This window comes from Microbulbifer maximicatervae (SeqCode), from assembly GCF_052466985.1.
The window spans coordinates 3,906,088-3,921,804 of record NZ_CP174298.1 but is presented as its reverse complement, the minus strand read 5'-3'; the positions used below and the strand labels follow the sequence as shown (position 1 = coordinate 3,921,804).

The window sequence follows — 15,717 nt, the reverse complement described above, 5'->3', positions numbered from 1 at the left end:
ACGCAGCAGTGACCTCCGCCTGGGATTGCTGGGGCTCACTTTGTTCGGGCTTGCGCTTCTTCTTTTTGCGCAGGAAGTCAAAAATCATTCGTATGTCCGGATGTACCGCTTGCAGAAAGACGCTAATCTTAGCATCGCTAAGCCCCCAGTAGAGAGTTACCTTGGCCAGAAGTTCATCCCGAAAGCAAAGCCCGCAAAACCTTTCACAGTTACGCATCATTGGCGGACAGTGGCGCGGGCGAAAATTACAGTTTGCCCCAGTGGAGGGCTTGAGACCTACCGGCGACCGACTGCGGGAGGTTCTGTTTAACTGGCTACAGTTCTACCTGCCCGACGCCCACTGCCTGGACCTCTTTGCCGGTTCAGGAGCCCTGGGTCTGGAGGCGCTATCCCGAGGCGCCGGCTCGGTAGATTTTGTCGAGCTGAATACTCACGCTGCGCGAACCCTGGCGGAACAGTTAAAACAGTTAAACGCCCGGGAAGCCAAAGTCCATAACTGTAGTGCAGAAGAGTTCCTCGGAAGTAATGGAAGTAAATACGACCTCGTATTTATCGATCCCCCTTTTGCCGACAATCTTTGGCAGGCAACTCTAGGCGCCCTGTCCGGCCATCTTTCGCAGGATGCATTAATCTATGTGGAAACACCGCGAGACACAGTGGTTGCATCAATACCTGGCTGGGAACAGGAAAAAGAAAAACGTGCGGGACAGGTGTGTATGCGCTTGTTTCGTCGCGCTGGCCCGGCAGGTTAGGGAAGAATAAAAAGATTCGGTTTTGACCTTAGCCGTAAATTGTTTACCATTCGCATCCCATTCGGCCCGCATTTAAGCCTTGGCGTATGAAAAAAGTCGTCTATCCCGGAACCTTCGATCCCATCACCAATGGTCACTTGGACTTGGTGGAGCGCGCATGCCGCTTGTTTGACCACGTTATCGTGGCTGTGGCTGCCAGCAATCGCAAAAACCCCCTGTTCACCTTAGAGGAGCGGGTAGAACTTTCACAAAAAGTTCTCGGTCACCTGCCCAATGTCGAAGTCATTGGGTTCGATATCCTGCTCGCCGACCTGGTGCGCCAGGTAGATGCTTATGGCGTACTGCGCGGTCTGCGCGCGGTGTCCGACTTTGAATACGAGTTCCAGCTGGCCAATATGAACCGCCAGTTAGCGCCCAATATGGAAAGCCTGTTCCTGACACCGGCAGAACATTTGTCCTACATTTCATCCTCTTTAGTGCGTGAAATTGCCTCCCTGGGCGGCGATGTCACCAAGTTTGTTCCGGCTGCTGTACAAAGCGCGCTGGAAGAGAAATTTCGTTAAGCCGGAATCTGGCTATTTCTGATACACTCGAGCGGATTTATCCACAATCCGCGGAGTGTTACGTGCGCAACCTTCTCGCCGCCTTTGCACTGGTTCTGAGTCCCGCTTTCGCTTTTGCCGATGAACCACAACCGGAGTTTGATACCGGTCGCACAGCCGTTAAGTCCTCAACGGCCAACTTCTATATGGCTGTCACTGCCAACCCCCATGCCAGCCGGGCTGCCGAGCAGATTCTCGCCCGGGGCGGCAGCGCTGTGGATGCCGCCATTGCCGCTCAGATGGTATTGGGATTGGTAGAACCACAATCCTCCGGGATTGGTGGCGGAGCATTTATGCTCAGCTATGACGCTGCGGCAAAGAAGCTCAAGTACTACGACGGGCGCGAGACAGCCCCCTCTCAGGTAGACGAAAATTACTTTATCCGCGACAACAAGCCGCGTTCATTTTTTGAGTCTGTAATCGGCGGCTACTCGGTCGGCGTTCCCGGTGTTGTGCGAATGCTGGAAATGGCTCACGAGCGCGATGGCAAGTTACCCTGGGAGCAGTTATTTCAGCCGGCCATACACCTGGCCAAATCCGGCTTTCAGATCTCACCGCGCCTTCACCAGCTGTTACTGCGCATGCCGAAGGTGGCTGCTCGACCGGCAATTGCCAGCTACTTCTTCAACAGTGATGGCAAACCTCTGCCCGTGGGTCACAACTTGAAGAACCCAGCTTACGCGGAAACCCTGGAGGCAATTGCCCAGGGCGGTGCGGATGCCTTTTATCACGGCGACATTGCCAAGGCTATCGTAAAAGCTGTGCGCTATGACAGTGCCAACCCAGGGCTCCTGAGTCTCGAAGATATGGTTAGCTACCGGGCCAAGGAGCGCCAGCCCCTGTGTTCGGAGTTTCTCGAATATCGTGTGTGTGGTGCCGATGCCCCATCGTCCGGAGGTACCACGGTAGGCGGTATTCTGGGCATGCTGCAACAGTTCCCACTGGAGCGCTTCGAGCCTGGCAGTGATCTGCTCACCCACTTATTTATCGAAGCTTCGGAACTGGCATTTGCCGATCGCAACACCTACTCCGGTGATTCCGACTTTGTCCAAGTACCCAGTAAATCGCTGGTGTCCAGGGATTATTTGGCTCGCCGCGCGCAGTTAATCGACCCGGACTCCGCCACAGCTGCGACTCCGGGTACCCCAGCCGAACTCGGGGTGAAGCGGGTGATGGCCCAATCGCCAGAGCTGCCCAACACCAGTCATTTAGTGATTGTCGACCGCTACGGTAATGGCGTCAGTATGACGACCAGTATTGAAACCGGCTTCGGGTCGCGCCTGATGGTAAAGGGCTTCCTGCTCAACAACCAGCTCACCGATTTTTCCTTCACTCCAAAAAACAGTAGTGGGGAGCGCGTGGCCAACCGCATTCAAGCACGCAAGAGACCACGCTCTTCCATGTCCCCCACCATCGTTTTCAACAAAGATGGCAGCATGCGCCTTCTGGTGGGTTCCCCCGGCGGCTCACGAATTATTGACTACACCGCGCGCACCATTCTCTACCACCTGGGCTTGAATATGCCGATTGCCGAAGCGATTTCTGCGGGAAATATCGGTGCAATCGGTAAGAGGGTCGAATTGGAGCCCGGCTTTTTCAGCCCCGATACTATCGAGAAACTCGAAGCCCGTGGACACGAGGTTGTCGAAAGGGGCCTCAACAGTGGTATCCATGCCATCGCTTTGCAAAATAACAAGCTGTACGGGGGAGCCGACCCCCGCCGCGAGGGCAGCGCCCAAGGGCGTTAACATTGATCAACCGAGGGGCGCACTTCCCCTCGGTTTCTTCCTCTCCTTAGCGCCTGCGGTCATAGACTTTATGACCTTTGTAATAAGTCTGTATCACCCGGACACTACCAATATCTCGCTGCGGAATTAAAAACAGGTTTTTGTCCAAAACAATAAAGTCCGCCCACTTTCCCACCTCCAAACTACCAGTATCCCGCTCCAGGTGATTCGTTACTGCGCCGGTAAAAGTGAACATTTCAATCATTGTCTCCAATGATATCTGGTTACTGACTCCAGCATGGATGTTCTGGATTGGTGACACCTCTCTCCCGGCAACATATCCCGAGTCCATAACCACGGCTATATGACGAGGCTCTGTATTAGATTTTCGACTTTCAGTTAAGTAGCTTTTATCATCTGGAGAAACTTTTGAGCGCGCTGCTACTGACAGCAATAAAACCGGTTTTTCCTTATCAGCTGACAATACACTCCCAGCATTATCCGAACTGATATTAAGCAGGGTGTTACGCAATCCCAACTCCCTGCCACCATCCAGGGATATCTGTATGAGCTTTTGTAGAGCTGCCAACTCTTTATTACTCTTAGCATCCAGGTAAAACTGGAAATTATGTGAATTAGCACGAGTAATTATCTTGGAAATAAGTTCACTCGATAGGCCTGAATCACGTTGATCACCTAAACCTACCTTGTCAGCTTTCAAGCTGACCGAATTGATCTTGAAATCATCACCGGAATATTTTTCTGCAACCTTCTGCAATTCTCTAAGTTTCTTACCAGTGACATCCATCGCTATTTCAAAGGATGCTCGGATACGCAAACTCAATTTCTCTGACGATAGTGGGCGATCGAAGGCGCTGAGATATTTATTTATATCATTGAGCGGCATTACAGCCTGAAAAAAAGTAGTTACGCCTCTCTGAGCCGCAATATTCTTAATCTCTGAAAAACTTCGAGTTGGTTTTTCACCCTCATTATTTACGGGTATCAGACGGGAAAAAACCTCCACCGCTTCACGACCATGAAAAATACCGATGGGAAGACCATCTTCATCTTTTTCGATTTTACCGCCCTCAGAAAAATTAGACTCCATATCAATCCCAGCTGCGGCAATACCTTCAGAGTTAGTCCATACACTGGCGCCATCTTCTGAGAAAAGAATAATGGGGATCAAATCACTTATTTGATCCAATATTGCTTTATGTGGTCTGTGTGGTGCAAAAATGACATGACGCCAGCCGCTGCCAACGACAAGCTGCTTCTCGGGGTTGGCCTGAATAAATTTACGAACGCTATTCTCATACCCCTCTACAGTTTTATATGTGGATAAATCCAAACTGTCACTGATACCAACATCAGGTATTTGCTGAATAAAACCGGGCAATACCATTTTTCCACTGAGATCAGTGACCTTTGTTCCCTCTCCTACAAGGGCTTCTGCCCCCCGATCTGTACCCACATAAACAATGCGCCCATCGCGGATAGCCATTGCCGAGGCAACACTGCGGGCCGGGTCGACGGTATAGATATACGCATTCCTTAAAACGTGCTGGGCGGTTTCAACACTGGTGGCCGGCGAGGGGGATTCAGCTCGTTCACAAGCAATTAACAATGGTGAAATGAGCAGGCAGACCAGGCGCATAGGGACTCCTCACAGTTTTCCGCAATTCCCCGGGACTCGGGTCTTATCAGGAAAAGTGTAGAAAGCTCGGACACATTTGTGTGCCTAACCTCGAGACCACAACCAGTGATACCCAAATGACCCACTGGTGCAGGGACCCAGACCGCACTCGAGGAGAACCGCGACTAAATTGGCCAACACGACAGTGAAGAACGAGATGGCAATGCACTTTTCAATCAAAGTAAACTCTCTCGTGGCAAAACTTCGCCGCTTAAAGCCAAACATTAATGCAACGCCACAGTAGATCAGTAAGACAAAGAAAATCAGCGCAGACCAAGTGTATAAATGTAAGCCAAATACTGGGCTGCCAAACCCTGGATCGCCAGGAGTGATATGCAGCAATACCTGCCTTACAGCAGCAGCCAGACCGGCTAGACACGAAAGAATAACAACGCCGTAATGCTCTGCACGAATACTAAAGCGCAGGTTCAACATCAATCCCATGCCAATCATGGCAAAGGCAACACGTTGTAAGAGACAGAGAGGGCAGGGGTGTTGGTGAGATGCCAACTCCATGATCAAGGCAATCCATAGGATTATGCTTACCGCTAACAGCGCCAAGCTATCCAGCCTCCTGACCATAAACACCATCATGGGTACGGTCCCTAGAAAGACAGCGACAGTGCTCGCGTCATATGATATCCACACCACATAATGAAGATCAGCAAGGTCAACAACCACCAGCCCATTGCAGAGCGGCGACGACCATTCCAAACGGCCCAAATCGACAGGGTGACCGTAAGAAAAGGCAATATCATGACCACTAAGCAGCTCCTTATCGACAATACGATGATATTAGTATTGTCTAAAGCTGCCAGAAGGATGCGATTTAACGTTGGCAGCTAGAGCAGAAAAAGGTATTTCTCTGGCCCAAAACCATATCTTTGACTGCTCGGCCGCAAGAGGGACAGGACTCACCCACACGGCCATAAACATTTAGCTGTTGGGCGAAATAGCCAGGTTTTCCATCACCGCCAATAAAGTCCCGCAAGGTAGTCCCACCTTGGGCGATTGCCTGACTGAGAACCTGCTTTATGGACTCAGCCAAGCGCTGGTATCGGGCTTTGGAAATAGAACCGGCCTGTCGATCTGGGCGAATGCCCGCCAGGAAAAGAGATTCACTGGCGTAAATATTACCCACCCCCACAACGATACGGCCATCCATGATGAAGGTTTTGACCGATTGCTTACGTTTGCGCGAGGTTTCAAACAGATACTCACCACTAAATTCTTCCGAGAGAGGCTCTGGGCCCAGATGGCTGAGTAAGTCGTGGGCCAGTGGGTCCGCCACTGTCCACAGTAGGGCACCAAAGCGGCGCGGGTCGCGGTAACGCAGTGTGAGACCACTATCCAGACGCCAGTCGATATGATCATGCTTTTCCGGTGCCAGAGCAGTCTCGACCATACGCAAGCTGCCAGACATCCCCAGATGCCAAATAGCGCAGCCCTTGTCAGTATGCACCAGTAGGTATTTGGCCCGGCGCTCCAGTTTCAGTATCCGGGCATTGCGGACACGGCGCTCAAAGTCAGCTTCCACGGGCCAGCGCAACTGGTGCTGGCGCACTTTTGCGGAGCGAATTTTGTGCCCCTCCAGGTGAGGTTGCAGGCCTCTGAGAGTGGTTTCTACTTCTGGGAGCTCTGGCATCGTCTGGAGTTACCCTGTGTAAACTGGCTGCTCAATTTCCAATACGCACAAAAAAGCCCGGTTAGAACCGGGCTTTCTGTACAGTAGCGGTAGGCAATTATTTAATTTTGCCTTCCTTATACATTACATGCTTGCGTACAACGGGATCGTACTTTTTGATCTCCATTTTCTCAGGCATGTTGCGCTTGTTTTTGGTAGTGGTGTAGAAGTGGCCAGTACCGGCGCTGGAATTCAGACGAATCTTCTCACGCATTGCTCTATCTCCAATCTATTAGCTGGCTACAGCCGTTACACTTTTTCGCCGCGGGCGCGCAGCTCAGTCAGGACAGCGTCGATACCTTTCTTATCGATAACGCGCATGCCTTTCGCGGAAACACGCAGCTTCACAAAACGCTTCTCGGATTCAACCCAAAAACGGTGGCTGTGCAGGTTCGGCACGAAGCGACGCTTGGTGCGGTTCTTAGCGTGGGATACATTGTTTCCGGTGACCGGACGCTTACCGGTTACCTGACATACCTTGGACATCTGTTGGCCTCTTCAAAACGCTTGTGCCCGCATGGCGCCAATCCTGAAGAGGAAAAGGTAGTGCGGGAACATAAAAATCGGGATTCTAATCCGGTTCCTGGATGGCGGCGGAACCTGTGCAGAATCTGGCCCGGCCGCAAAGAGCGGCGTTTTATACCAAAAGAGCCCGTAGGGAGCAAGTTTTGTACAACATTTCAACGCCGGGAACGACACCTTTACATCAATCCCTGCTCTGCAAAGGATAGCGCCTTGCCCTCACCGACGATCAAATGGTCCAGAACCTTGATATCCACCAGCTCTAGTGCCTGGGTCAAACGCTCGGTAATCCAGATATCTGCCTGGCTGGGCTCACTGACACCAGACGGGTGGTTGTGCGCCAAAATAACCGCCGCAGCTCCCTTCAACAGCGCTTGCTGTACTACTTCGCGCGGGTAGACATTCGCTGCATTCAGAGTCCCCTCGAACAGCTCCTCAAAAGCGATCACCCGATGTTGATTATCCAGGTAGAGGCAGCAGAACACTTCCCTGCGCCGGTGCCTGAGCTGGATTGCCAGGTAATCCCTGACCGCTCCGGGACTGCACAGTGCGCTGCCGTGCTGTATCGTCTCCGCCAAGTGCCGCTTGGCCATTTCCAGCGCCGCTTGCAACTGGGCAAACTTGGCGTCGCCGAGCCCTCGCGCGCGGCAAAAGTCATCCCGCTCGGCCTCTAATAGGGGACGCAAGCCACCAAAATCATTGAGTAGTCCCCTGGCCAGATCCACTGCTGAGAGGCCAGGTAGCCCCACGCGCAGAAAAATTGCCAACAACTCTGCATCCGACAGGGCTTCAGCCCCTCTCTCCAACAGCTTTTCCCTAGGCCTCTCACCTGCCGGCCAGTCCTTTATTTTCATTTGTAGCCCAGTTAGTCAGTGTCTTATCTATCGCACATCTACTGAACACCTTTTCCATGCTGCCCCTGTGAGGCGCTACTGCAGTCTTATAAGAAACGACACAGAAATGCTAATCTTACCGGCTCGCACCAAATCGGAAACAGCATTTATGTCCTCTCTGGCCGACAAACGCATACTTTTAGGTATCAGCGGTGGAATTGCCGCCTATAAGAGTGCCGACCTGGTTCGCAGGCTCAAAGAGCGCGGTGCCGATGTCCGAGTGGTAATGAGCGCCGGAGCACAGGAGTTTGTGCAGCCACTGACCTTTCAGGCGCTATCCGGTAATCCGGTGCATACAGACTTGCTGGATCCCTCGGCAGAAGCCGCCATGGGTCATATCGAACTGGCGAAATGGGCTGATCTTATCCTGATTGCTCCAGCCAGTGCCCAGGTAATGGCAAAGTTGGCTGCCGGTATGGCTGATGACCTCTTAACCACCCTTTGTTTGGCCAGCGAAGCCCCCCTGGCCCTGGCACCAGCCATGAACCAAGCCATGTGGCGCCACGCAGCTACCTCAGCCAATGCTCAGACCCTAAAGGAGCGCGGAGTCATATTCTGGGGCCCAGGCGCGGGTAGCCAGGCCTGTGGCGACGTGGGCCCCGGCCGCATGTTGGAACCAGAAAACCTGGCGGAACACACTGAGTCCCTGTTTCACACTAGCCACTCACTGCAGGGCCGCAAAGTAGTAATCACTGCCGGCCCTACCAGGGAAGCCATTGACCCAGTGAGATTCCTCAGCAACCACAGCTCTGGAAAAATGGGCTTCGCCCTGGCTGCGGCAGCGCAGAGTGCCGGTGCCGAAGTGACGTTGATTGCCGGCCCCGTAAATTTGGATACGCCGCCAAAGGTCAATCGTATTGATATTATCAGCGCCCAGGATATGTATGAGGCCGCCAAAAGTGCCGCCGATCACTGCGATATCTTTATCAGTGCAGCAGCCGTTGCTGATTTCCGCCCGGCCCAAGTCGCTGAGCAGAAAATCAAAAAGAAAGACGGGCAAGATGATGATGCAATTGCCCTCATCAAAAATCCCGATATTGTTGCAGCCATAGCCATGCGTACTGAGCTGCGGCCTTTCACTATCGGGTTCGCCGCAGAGACAGAACAGGTTCTCGCCCACGCCCAGAGCAAGCTGCAGCGGAAAAACCTCGATATGATCATTGCCAACGATGTGAGCCAACCGGACTCGGGATTTAACAGCGATCACAACGCTGTCACTGTGATAGATGCGGATGGTCAGAGCCGACTAGCTCCCGCATTAAAGACCGACCTAGCCCGACAGCTCATTGAACTCATCGCCTCCAAGGCTCAGTGACAACATTTACGCTCAAATCAGGGATATCTGTGGGCTCCAACAACAAAAAGAAACCAGGCGGTACCATGCAGAAAGGGTTATTTTTACCGTTATTATTAGTAGTTGTCGCTTGGCTGGGCGGTGCCTATCTGTTAATTCAGTATCTTGTAATACCCCACAATCATTCGCAGATTGAGCTAGCCGCCAAGCAAAAAACTGCCGAACTAGCTGAAGTCGTGCAGTCTTACGTCGCAGACTATTCGAAGCGCCTGCAGGCCCTTGAATCAAGGAAGCTCCCTGCAGCAACTCTGATTGAATCTACCAAACTACCTGAGCAGGTCTCCCTCCAGGCCTTTTCTTCCGAACAGGTTCGAGTGGGCTCAGGGCAAAATCCCTCCCTGAACTTTGCCTTGGTCGATCTGTTAAAGCGCAGTCAGGAAACACCTGAGCAACCAATGGAAGTACTGCGTACCGGTGTGGAAAATAGCTGGCAACTGCATAGTGTTATCACCCTGGAAAATGAACAACTACTGGCTACCCAACCCTTTTCCGTGCTGGAAAACATTTTAAAAAGTCTGGGCGGTAGTCATGGACAAGTTCAGTTAATGCAGAAGTTTCCCGATGCCCACCGACAAACACTGTGGCGCGCAGGCATAGGAAAAGGCTACAACACTGTAGAGCAACTTGAGGACAGCTATTTAAGCCTCCACTTCAGTCCCTCCCAAACCTTTGTCGAACAGCACAGTCTGCCCACAACCTGGATTTACATCGGAGCCGGCATTGGAATATTGGTGAGCCTATTCGCCCTACTGAAATTCCTACCTCGCGATTCGAGAGCCCCATGGGAAAGAAGTAAGGATGCTAGTGGCAGCGAGCTTAATAAGGCGCACCCACAAGCCTCTGATGGAGGAACTACACAGGCTCCCAATACAGATTTTCTGCCGCAGAACTTGGCCTCAGCACCCAGTATCTCGGACTCTGATTCGGGGAACTCAGAAAGCGAAGAAAAAGAAAATAGTTCAAAGGACTTGCCAGAAAGTGACGATGACAAGCCCGAGCTGCCTCTGACCTCTGAGTATCCCCAGCATGTTTTCCGCGCCTACGATATCCGTGGAATCGCCGGGCAGGAAATCAACGAACCTTTTGCCTATCAACTAGGTAGAGCGCTCGGCACCCTGGCACAGCACGCTGGAGAACATCTCTTACTAGTTGGCCGAGATGGACGCAATAGCAGTGAGACACTTAGCCAGTGCCTGATTGAGGGAATTCTAGATAGTGGCTGCAACTCTATTAATCTCGGCCTGATTCCATCACCACTTCTCTATTACGCTTGTGCGAAAGGAAAAAATACCAGTAGCGGGGTCATTGTTACCGCAAGCCACAACCCTGCGGAATACAACGGCTTTAAGATCGTACTGAAAGGTCGCTCCCTGGCGGAAGACAAGCTACAGGGGCTCTACCAGTTGATGAAAAAAGGCCCATTCAAAAGTGGGGAAGGCGCCAATCGGGAGCAAGAAATCACCGATAAATATATCGATGAAGTTTTTAATAATGTCGCCCTCGCAGGGCAACCGCACTTGGTTGTCGATGCTGGCAATGGCGCCACCTCCAACCTGGCTCCTCGCCTCTTTGAGCAGCTCGGCTGTGCAGTAACTCCGATCTATTGTGAGGTGGATGGCAACTTCCCCAATCACGCACCGGACCCCTCCAGACCGGAAAATCTCGAGGCCTTGACTGAAAAAGTTCTGGCTACAGGAGCAGATCTAGGCGTGGCCCTGGATGGTGATGGTGATCGTGTTACCCTAATTTCAAGCAGCGGCCGTATCGCTTGGGCAGACCAACTGGTTATGTTGCTGGCAAGGGATATCCTTGCGCGCAATCCGGGAGAAAATATTGTCTTCGACGTTAAGAGCAGTCGCAGTTTATCCCAGCTAATCAGCCAGTATGGGGGCCGCCCCATTATTTGGAAGACCGGACACTCTCCGATGAAAGCCAAGATGTTGGAGACCAAAGCCATTTTGGGCGGCGAGCTTTCCGGACATATCTTTATTAAGGACCGCTGGTTTGGTTTCGACGATGGTATCTACGCTGCTGCGCGGGTACTAGAAATTATGGCACTGCGCGAACAAAGTCTTGATGAACTCCTCGACACCTTGCCGAAAATGCACAGCACCCCTGAGATCCTGCTACCAGTAGAGGAAACTGAGAAGTTTTCACTGATAGACCAGCTGCGCGATAAGGGGAATTTTGGCAATGCCGATATCAATACTATCGACGGCCTGCGTATAGAGTTTCCCGATGGCTGGGGGCTTGTACGTGCCTCCAATACCACTAGCGCACTAACCCTGCGCTTTGAGGCTGAAAATGAACAGGCCCTGGAGCGCATCCGTACTGAGGTGATGGGACAGCTCAGAAAGATTGCTCCCGCAATTACTGTACCTGACTGGCAGCTGCTCGATTAAGATAAAACGGCGGAATAGACTGCGCCGCCATCGGGCCACTGCCCCTATTGCTTAGAAAACAATCCACCACATTTGCTTTAAATCGTTGGCGACTCAATTCAGGACCCCAAACCTGATTCCCTTTCGCCCTGTGTAAGGAACTGCCCATGTCCCTAGATCTAAACTCTGCGCTGAAAAGTGCCCAGGTCCTCAATGAAGCACTGCCCTATATCCAGCGCTTTACAGGCAAAACTATTGTGGTCAAGTTCGGTGGCAACGCCATGGTGGATGAGCAACTACAAAACAGTTTCGCGCGAGACATTATCCTGATGAAGCTGGTAGGTATGAACCCAGTGGTAGTGCACGGTGGCGGACCTCAAATTGGGCAGCTGCTAAATAAGCTCAGTATTGAGTCCCGCTTCGTAGACGGAATGAGAGTCACCGATAGCGAAACCATGGATGTTGTGGAGATGGTGTTAGGGGGCACCGTCAACAAACAGATCGTCAATTTGATTAACAAAAATGGGGGCCGCGCGGTAGGTATCACCGGTAAAGACGGATTACTGGTTAAAGCGCGAAAGTTGACCCGAAAAAATGAGAGCGCGGGACTACATGCCTCTGAAATCATTGATATCGGCCAGGTTGGAGAAGTCGAGAAAGTTAATATTGATGTGATCAATATGCTGGTCCACAGTGACTTTATCCCAGTTATTGCGCCCATTGGGGTCGACGGCAATGGGGTTTCATACAATATTAATGCCGATCTCGTCGCTGGAAAAATCGCCGAGGAATTGAAAGCAGAAAAGCTGATGTTGCTCACCAATGTCGCCGGCCTGCAGGATAAGGAGGGAGAGGTTCTCACCGGACTGACTACCAATGAAGTAGAGGGCTTAATTCAGGATGGCACCATCTATGGCGGCATGCTGCCAAAAATCACCTGCGCTCTGGACGCTGTTCAGGATGGGGTAAATTCCGCTCACATCATCGACGGCCGTGTGCCCCACGCCATATTGCTCGAAATATTTACAGATCGAGGCGTGGGTACCCTGATTACCAACATCGAAGCGCAAACTGTGGACCACTAGCCCCTTGGCAATTGAAGACAGCCCGGCGAATCGGTAGGATTCCGCCGCCGTCAAAATAAGACGACAAGAGCAAAACTAAATTCCGCCCCCCAAGCGGACCAAAGGCAGTCAATGAGCAGCGAAAAAATCAATCGGCGTCAACAAATCCTGGAAGCTCTAGCACATATGCTGGAAGTCAGTCCCGGCGCACGTATTACAACAGCAGCACTGGCCAAGGAAGTTGGTTTCTCTGAAGCCGCGCTATATCGTCACTTCCCCAGTAAATCCAAGATGTTTGAAGGGCTGATCGAATTTATTGAGGAGACCATTTTCAGCCGTATCGCAATGATCCTGCAGGAGGAGCCCTCGGCTCTCAATCGCTGCCAGAAAATTCTGCAGCTCCTGCTAGCTTTCTGTGAGCGAAACCCTGGAATCACTCGCCTGCTCACAGGCGACGCGCTTACCGGTGAAACTGAAAGGCTGCATGGACGAATCCTGCAGTTATTTGATCGACTGGAAACCCAAATTAGACAGATCTTGCGCGAAGCCGAGTTGCGCGAACACCTGCGCCCGACTCTTCCTCTCGGTGGTGCTGCCAACCTGCTTTTGGCGAGCGCGGAGGGGCGTATCGTCCAATACGTGCGCAGCGGTTTTAAGCGTAAGCCTACAGAGTACTGGGCAGAACAGTGGCCCGTATTAACGGCTGGTTTCTTCCGTGAGACAGTGGCTGCAGCCAGATAACCATTTCCTCATGAGGGCTGTTTAGCGGTAGCCCTCCGAAATTATTCAGGCATTGAGAAATTAGCTAGCTCTCAGCATTAAGTTCGGTATAGCGGGCTACCGCCTTATCAAAATCAACCCCTATGGTATCCGCTTCAGCCGCACGCCGGTTGAGGCGCTCTTCAAGCACCTCGATTTCTTTTTGCAGATCCGCAATTCTCTGCAACAATTCGGGAGCCACTTCACGGCCGCCCCGCTGCGTGCGCGCAGCAGAAGCTTCTTCCTGCACAATTTGCCGGCGCAGGCTGCCAATATTTGAGCGCATAATGGCCATATCCTGCTCAACGATAGCCAGCTTGCGCGACCGTGCACTCTCGATATCCGCAATACTGTGATAGCGCTTGAGCAACTTGCGATCAGCTTCAATCTGAGCCTCCAACTTAAGCTTAGCCCGGTACTCTTCGGGACTGAGCTGCGGTGCGACCACTTCAATCACACGGCCAGTACTGAGAGCCAAAATCTCATAACCGTTAGGAACAAATTCCGGTGGAATAGCATCGTTGATCACCAGGACACCCTGGTGATCAGTGTATCGATACATGACCTGCCCACTATTGCCAGATGCCAGAACAGGCACCAACAAAAGAGTGCTGATTAATAGTGGTGCTATAGGGGCGACTCGCATCGCTCTTCTCTCTGAATTAATTGCCCACAGCTAGAAGGGGCAAGACCTATTGACCCTAGACACCGTAGCGCTGCCGGTAGTCCACAATTTTCTGCAGAGTATCGCTATCATTCGACTCCTGCTCGAGAAAGCTGATCACATCGTCTAACTGCACGATGCCGACCACAGGAATATTGTACTGTCTCTCAACTTGCTGAATAGCGGAGAATTCACAATCTTCGCTAGCCTTTTCCTGGCGGTTGAGACCAATCACAACTCCCGCCGCCTCTGCGCCATGAGATTCGATAATTTGCATCACTTCGCGCACGGCTGTGCCCGCAGTAATAACATCATCGATAATCAAAACCTTGCCATTAAGCGGCGCACCCACTAAGGTTCCGCCTTCACCGTGATCCTTGGCTTCTTTTCGGTTGTAACAGAAAGGCTTATCGATCCCCTTTTGGGCTAGAGCCACAGCAGTCACCGCACCCAGCGGGATACCTTTGTAGGCCGGCCCAAAAATGACATCGAACTCCACTCCCGAAGCGATTATCGCCTCGGCATAGGCCTGCCCCAGCGCTGCCAGTGCAGCACCGGTGTGGAAACGGCCGGCATTGAAAAAGTAGGGGCTTTGACGGCCCGACTTCAATGTGAAGTCGCCGAAACACAAAACCTGATGATCCAGGGCAAGTTGGATAAAATCGCGCTGATATTGCTGCATGGAAAATTGTTAACTATTGGCTAAGGTGAAGGGAGACCTCCCCGTAGCATTCCCGGGGGTAGGCATGCATATAATGTTTCTAATGATACACAGTCCGCTGGTAAGGGGCTAATAATGCGAATAGTAAGCTTGTCGGTAGACGGCGTTCATCAGGCCGCCCAACGCGGTCTCTACGATTGGTTGGCGGAGCAGGACGCAGATATTATCTGCCTTCAGGACCTGCGCTCTCTCGAGCCTGAATTGGACCACCCAATATTTCACCCCGACGGTTATTACAGTTACTTTTTCGACTCGGGAACCCCCCACGAAAATGGTGTGGCTATTTACACCCGCAGCCAGCCCAAAGCCATCATATTCGGCATGGGCTTTGCCAATGGTGAGGATATGTACGGCCGCTATCTACAGGCGGATTTCGAGCGACTGAGTGTTGGCTCCCTGCTCGCGCCAGTCGCCTCAGATGAGACGTCGTTAGAGAAAAAAGTCCAATTCTTTGAGGACATGCAGGCGCACTTGCTAAAAATAAGCCGCAAACGCCGCGACTTTATTTTCTGTGGTAACTGGGGCATGGCTCACCGTCGTGCAGACGTACAGAATTGGCAGGATCATCAGGATTCTCCCGGCTTTATGCGTCACGAACAGCGCTGGCTGGACCAACTGTTTAATGATGTTGGCTATGTCGATGCTTTTCGCCGTGTAGTAAAAGATACCGACGAATTTAGCTGGTGGCCCAGCGGTACTGTCGGAGAAGGAGATGGCTGGCGTACTGATATGCAGATCGTTTCTCACGGTCTAAAAAATCGCATTGAGTACGGTGCAATCAATAAGAATGTGAAATTCTCCAGTCACTTGCCGGTAATCATGGACTACGAAATCGAAGTCTGAATCGCACGGAGTTCCGGCCCCTTCCCTATTGGGAGAGGGCCGGATACAAACC

17 protein-coding genes are annotated in these 15,717 nt (G+C 52.0%); 8 read left to right on the top strand and 9 right to left on the bottom strand.

The genetic code is table 11. The features are described 5' to 3' along the window. The first annotated feature begins 161 nt into the window (after positions 1 to 161). The 3 genes from rsmD (at position 162) to ggt (ending at position 3,102) form a co-directional block, all read left to right on the top strand. Positions 162 to 752: a 16S rRNA (guanine(966)-N(2))-methyltransferase RsmD gene (rsmD, locus tag ACJJI3_RS17325; protein ID WP_444940394.1), complete on the top strand. Its 591-nt coding sequence runs from the start codon at positions 162 to 164 to the stop codon at positions 750 to 752. 86 nt (positions 753 to 838) lie between these two features. Further along, on the top strand, positions 839 to 1,315 hold the full coding sequence (coaD, locus tag ACJJI3_RS17320; RefSeq protein WP_282930647.1) for a pantetheine-phosphate adenylyltransferase: 477 nt from the start codon (positions 839 to 841) through the stop codon (positions 1,313 to 1,315). Between the two features lie 62 nt (positions 1,316 to 1,377). Further along, positions 1,378 to 3,102, top strand: a complete 1,725-nt coding sequence (ggt, locus tag ACJJI3_RS17315; RefSeq protein WP_444940393.1) for a gamma-glutamyltransferase — start codon at positions 1,378 to 1,380, stop codon at positions 3,100 to 3,102. A 46-nt stretch (positions 3,103 to 3,148) separates the two neighbouring features. On the opposite strand, the gene ACJJI3_RS17310 is transcribed toward ggt, so the two are convergent. From ACJJI3_RS17310 to radC, 7 genes are all read right to left on the bottom strand, one after another. Further along, a complete protein-coding gene (locus ACJJI3_RS17310) occupies positions 3,149 to 4,741 on the bottom strand; it encodes an amidohydrolase (RefSeq protein WP_444940392.1) in 1,593 nt (530 codons plus the stop codon). An 84-nt stretch (positions 4,742 to 4,825) separates the two neighbouring features. Beyond that, positions 4,826 to 5,374 carry a disulfide bond formation protein B gene (locus tag ACJJI3_RS17305; protein ID WP_444940391.1) on the bottom strand — a complete coding sequence of 183 codons (549 nt, stop codon included), beginning with the start codon at positions 5,372 to 5,374 and terminating at the stop codon, positions 4,826 to 4,828. Positions 5,375 to 5,385: 11 nt separating this feature from the next. After that, positions 5,386 to 5,538, bottom strand: coding sequence for a DUF5993 family protein (locus ACJJI3_RS17300; RefSeq protein ID WP_282934619.1), 153 nt, complete (start codon positions 5,536 to 5,538; stop codon positions 5,386 to 5,388). Positions 5,539 to 5,609: 71 nt separating this feature from the next. After that, positions 5,610 to 6,425, bottom strand: coding sequence for a bifunctional DNA-formamidopyrimidine glycosylase/DNA-(apurinic or apyrimidinic site) lyase (mutM, locus tag ACJJI3_RS17295; protein WP_444940390.1), 816 nt, complete (start codon positions 6,423 to 6,425; stop codon positions 5,610 to 5,612). A 97-nt stretch (positions 6,426 to 6,522) separates the two neighbouring features. Next, a complete protein-coding gene (gene rpmG, locus ACJJI3_RS17290; protein ID WP_020413983.1) occupies positions 6,523 to 6,678 on the bottom strand; it encodes a 50S ribosomal protein L33 in 156 nt (51 codons plus the stop codon). 35 nt (positions 6,679 to 6,713) lie between these two features. Beyond that, a complete protein-coding gene (gene rpmB, locus ACJJI3_RS17285; RefSeq protein ID WP_020413982.1) occupies positions 6,714 to 6,950 on the bottom strand; it encodes a 50S ribosomal protein L28 in 237 nt (78 codons plus the stop codon). Between the two features lie 215 nt (positions 6,951 to 7,165). Then, positions 7,166 to 7,840, bottom strand: a complete 675-nt coding sequence (radC, locus tag ACJJI3_RS17280; protein ID WP_444892377.1) for a RadC family protein — start codon at positions 7,838 to 7,840, stop codon at positions 7,166 to 7,168. A 148-nt stretch (positions 7,841 to 7,988) separates the two neighbouring features. On the opposite strand from radC, the gene coaBC reads away from it, so the two are divergent. The 4 genes from coaBC (at position 7,989) to slmA (ending at position 13,419) form a co-directional block, all read left to right on the top strand. Beyond that, positions 7,989 to 9,194 (top strand): bifunctional phosphopantothenoylcysteine decarboxylase/phosphopantothenate--cysteine ligase CoaBC, encoded by a 1,206-nt coding sequence (coaBC, locus tag ACJJI3_RS17275; protein WP_444942571.1) that lies wholly within the window; start codon positions 7,989 to 7,991, stop codon positions 9,192 to 9,194. Between the two features lie 65 nt (positions 9,195 to 9,259). Then, positions 9,260 to 11,635 carry a phosphomannomutase/phosphoglucomutase gene (locus ACJJI3_RS17270; RefSeq protein WP_444940389.1) on the top strand — a complete coding sequence of 792 codons (2,376 nt, stop codon included), beginning with the start codon at positions 9,260 to 9,262 and terminating at the stop codon, positions 11,633 to 11,635. 146 nt (positions 11,636 to 11,781) lie between these two features. Next, positions 11,782 to 12,699: an acetylglutamate kinase gene (argB, locus tag ACJJI3_RS17265; protein ID WP_444915165.1), complete on the top strand. Its 918-nt coding sequence runs from the start codon at positions 11,782 to 11,784 to the stop codon at positions 12,697 to 12,699. Positions 12,700 to 12,810: 111 nt separating this feature from the next. Further along, positions 12,811 to 13,419 carry a nucleoid occlusion factor SlmA gene (gene slmA / locus ACJJI3_RS17260; protein ID WP_108735025.1) on the top strand — a complete coding sequence of 203 codons (609 nt, stop codon included), beginning with the start codon at positions 12,811 to 12,813 and terminating at the stop codon, positions 13,417 to 13,419. Positions 13,420 to 13,483: 64 nt separating this feature from the next. On the opposite strand, the gene ACJJI3_RS17255 is transcribed toward slmA, so the two are convergent. Further along, positions 13,484 to 14,083, bottom strand: coding sequence for a hypothetical protein (locus ACJJI3_RS17255; protein WP_444940388.1), 600 nt, complete (start codon positions 14,081 to 14,083; stop codon positions 13,484 to 13,486). A gap of 55 nt (positions 14,084 to 14,138) precedes the next feature. Beyond that, entirely contained in the window at positions 14,139 to 14,783 is a 645-nt protein-coding gene (gene pyrE / locus ACJJI3_RS17250; RefSeq protein WP_444940387.1) for an orotate phosphoribosyltransferase, read from the bottom strand. Positions 14,784 to 14,897: 114 nt separating this feature from the next. On the opposite strand from pyrE, the gene ACJJI3_RS17245 reads away from it, so the two are divergent. Continuing rightward, entirely contained in the window at positions 14,898 to 15,665 is a 768-nt protein-coding gene (locus tag ACJJI3_RS17245) for an exodeoxyribonuclease III (RefSeq protein ID WP_413663823.1), read from the top strand. The last annotated feature ends 52 nt before the right edge of the window (positions 15,666 to 15,717 follow it).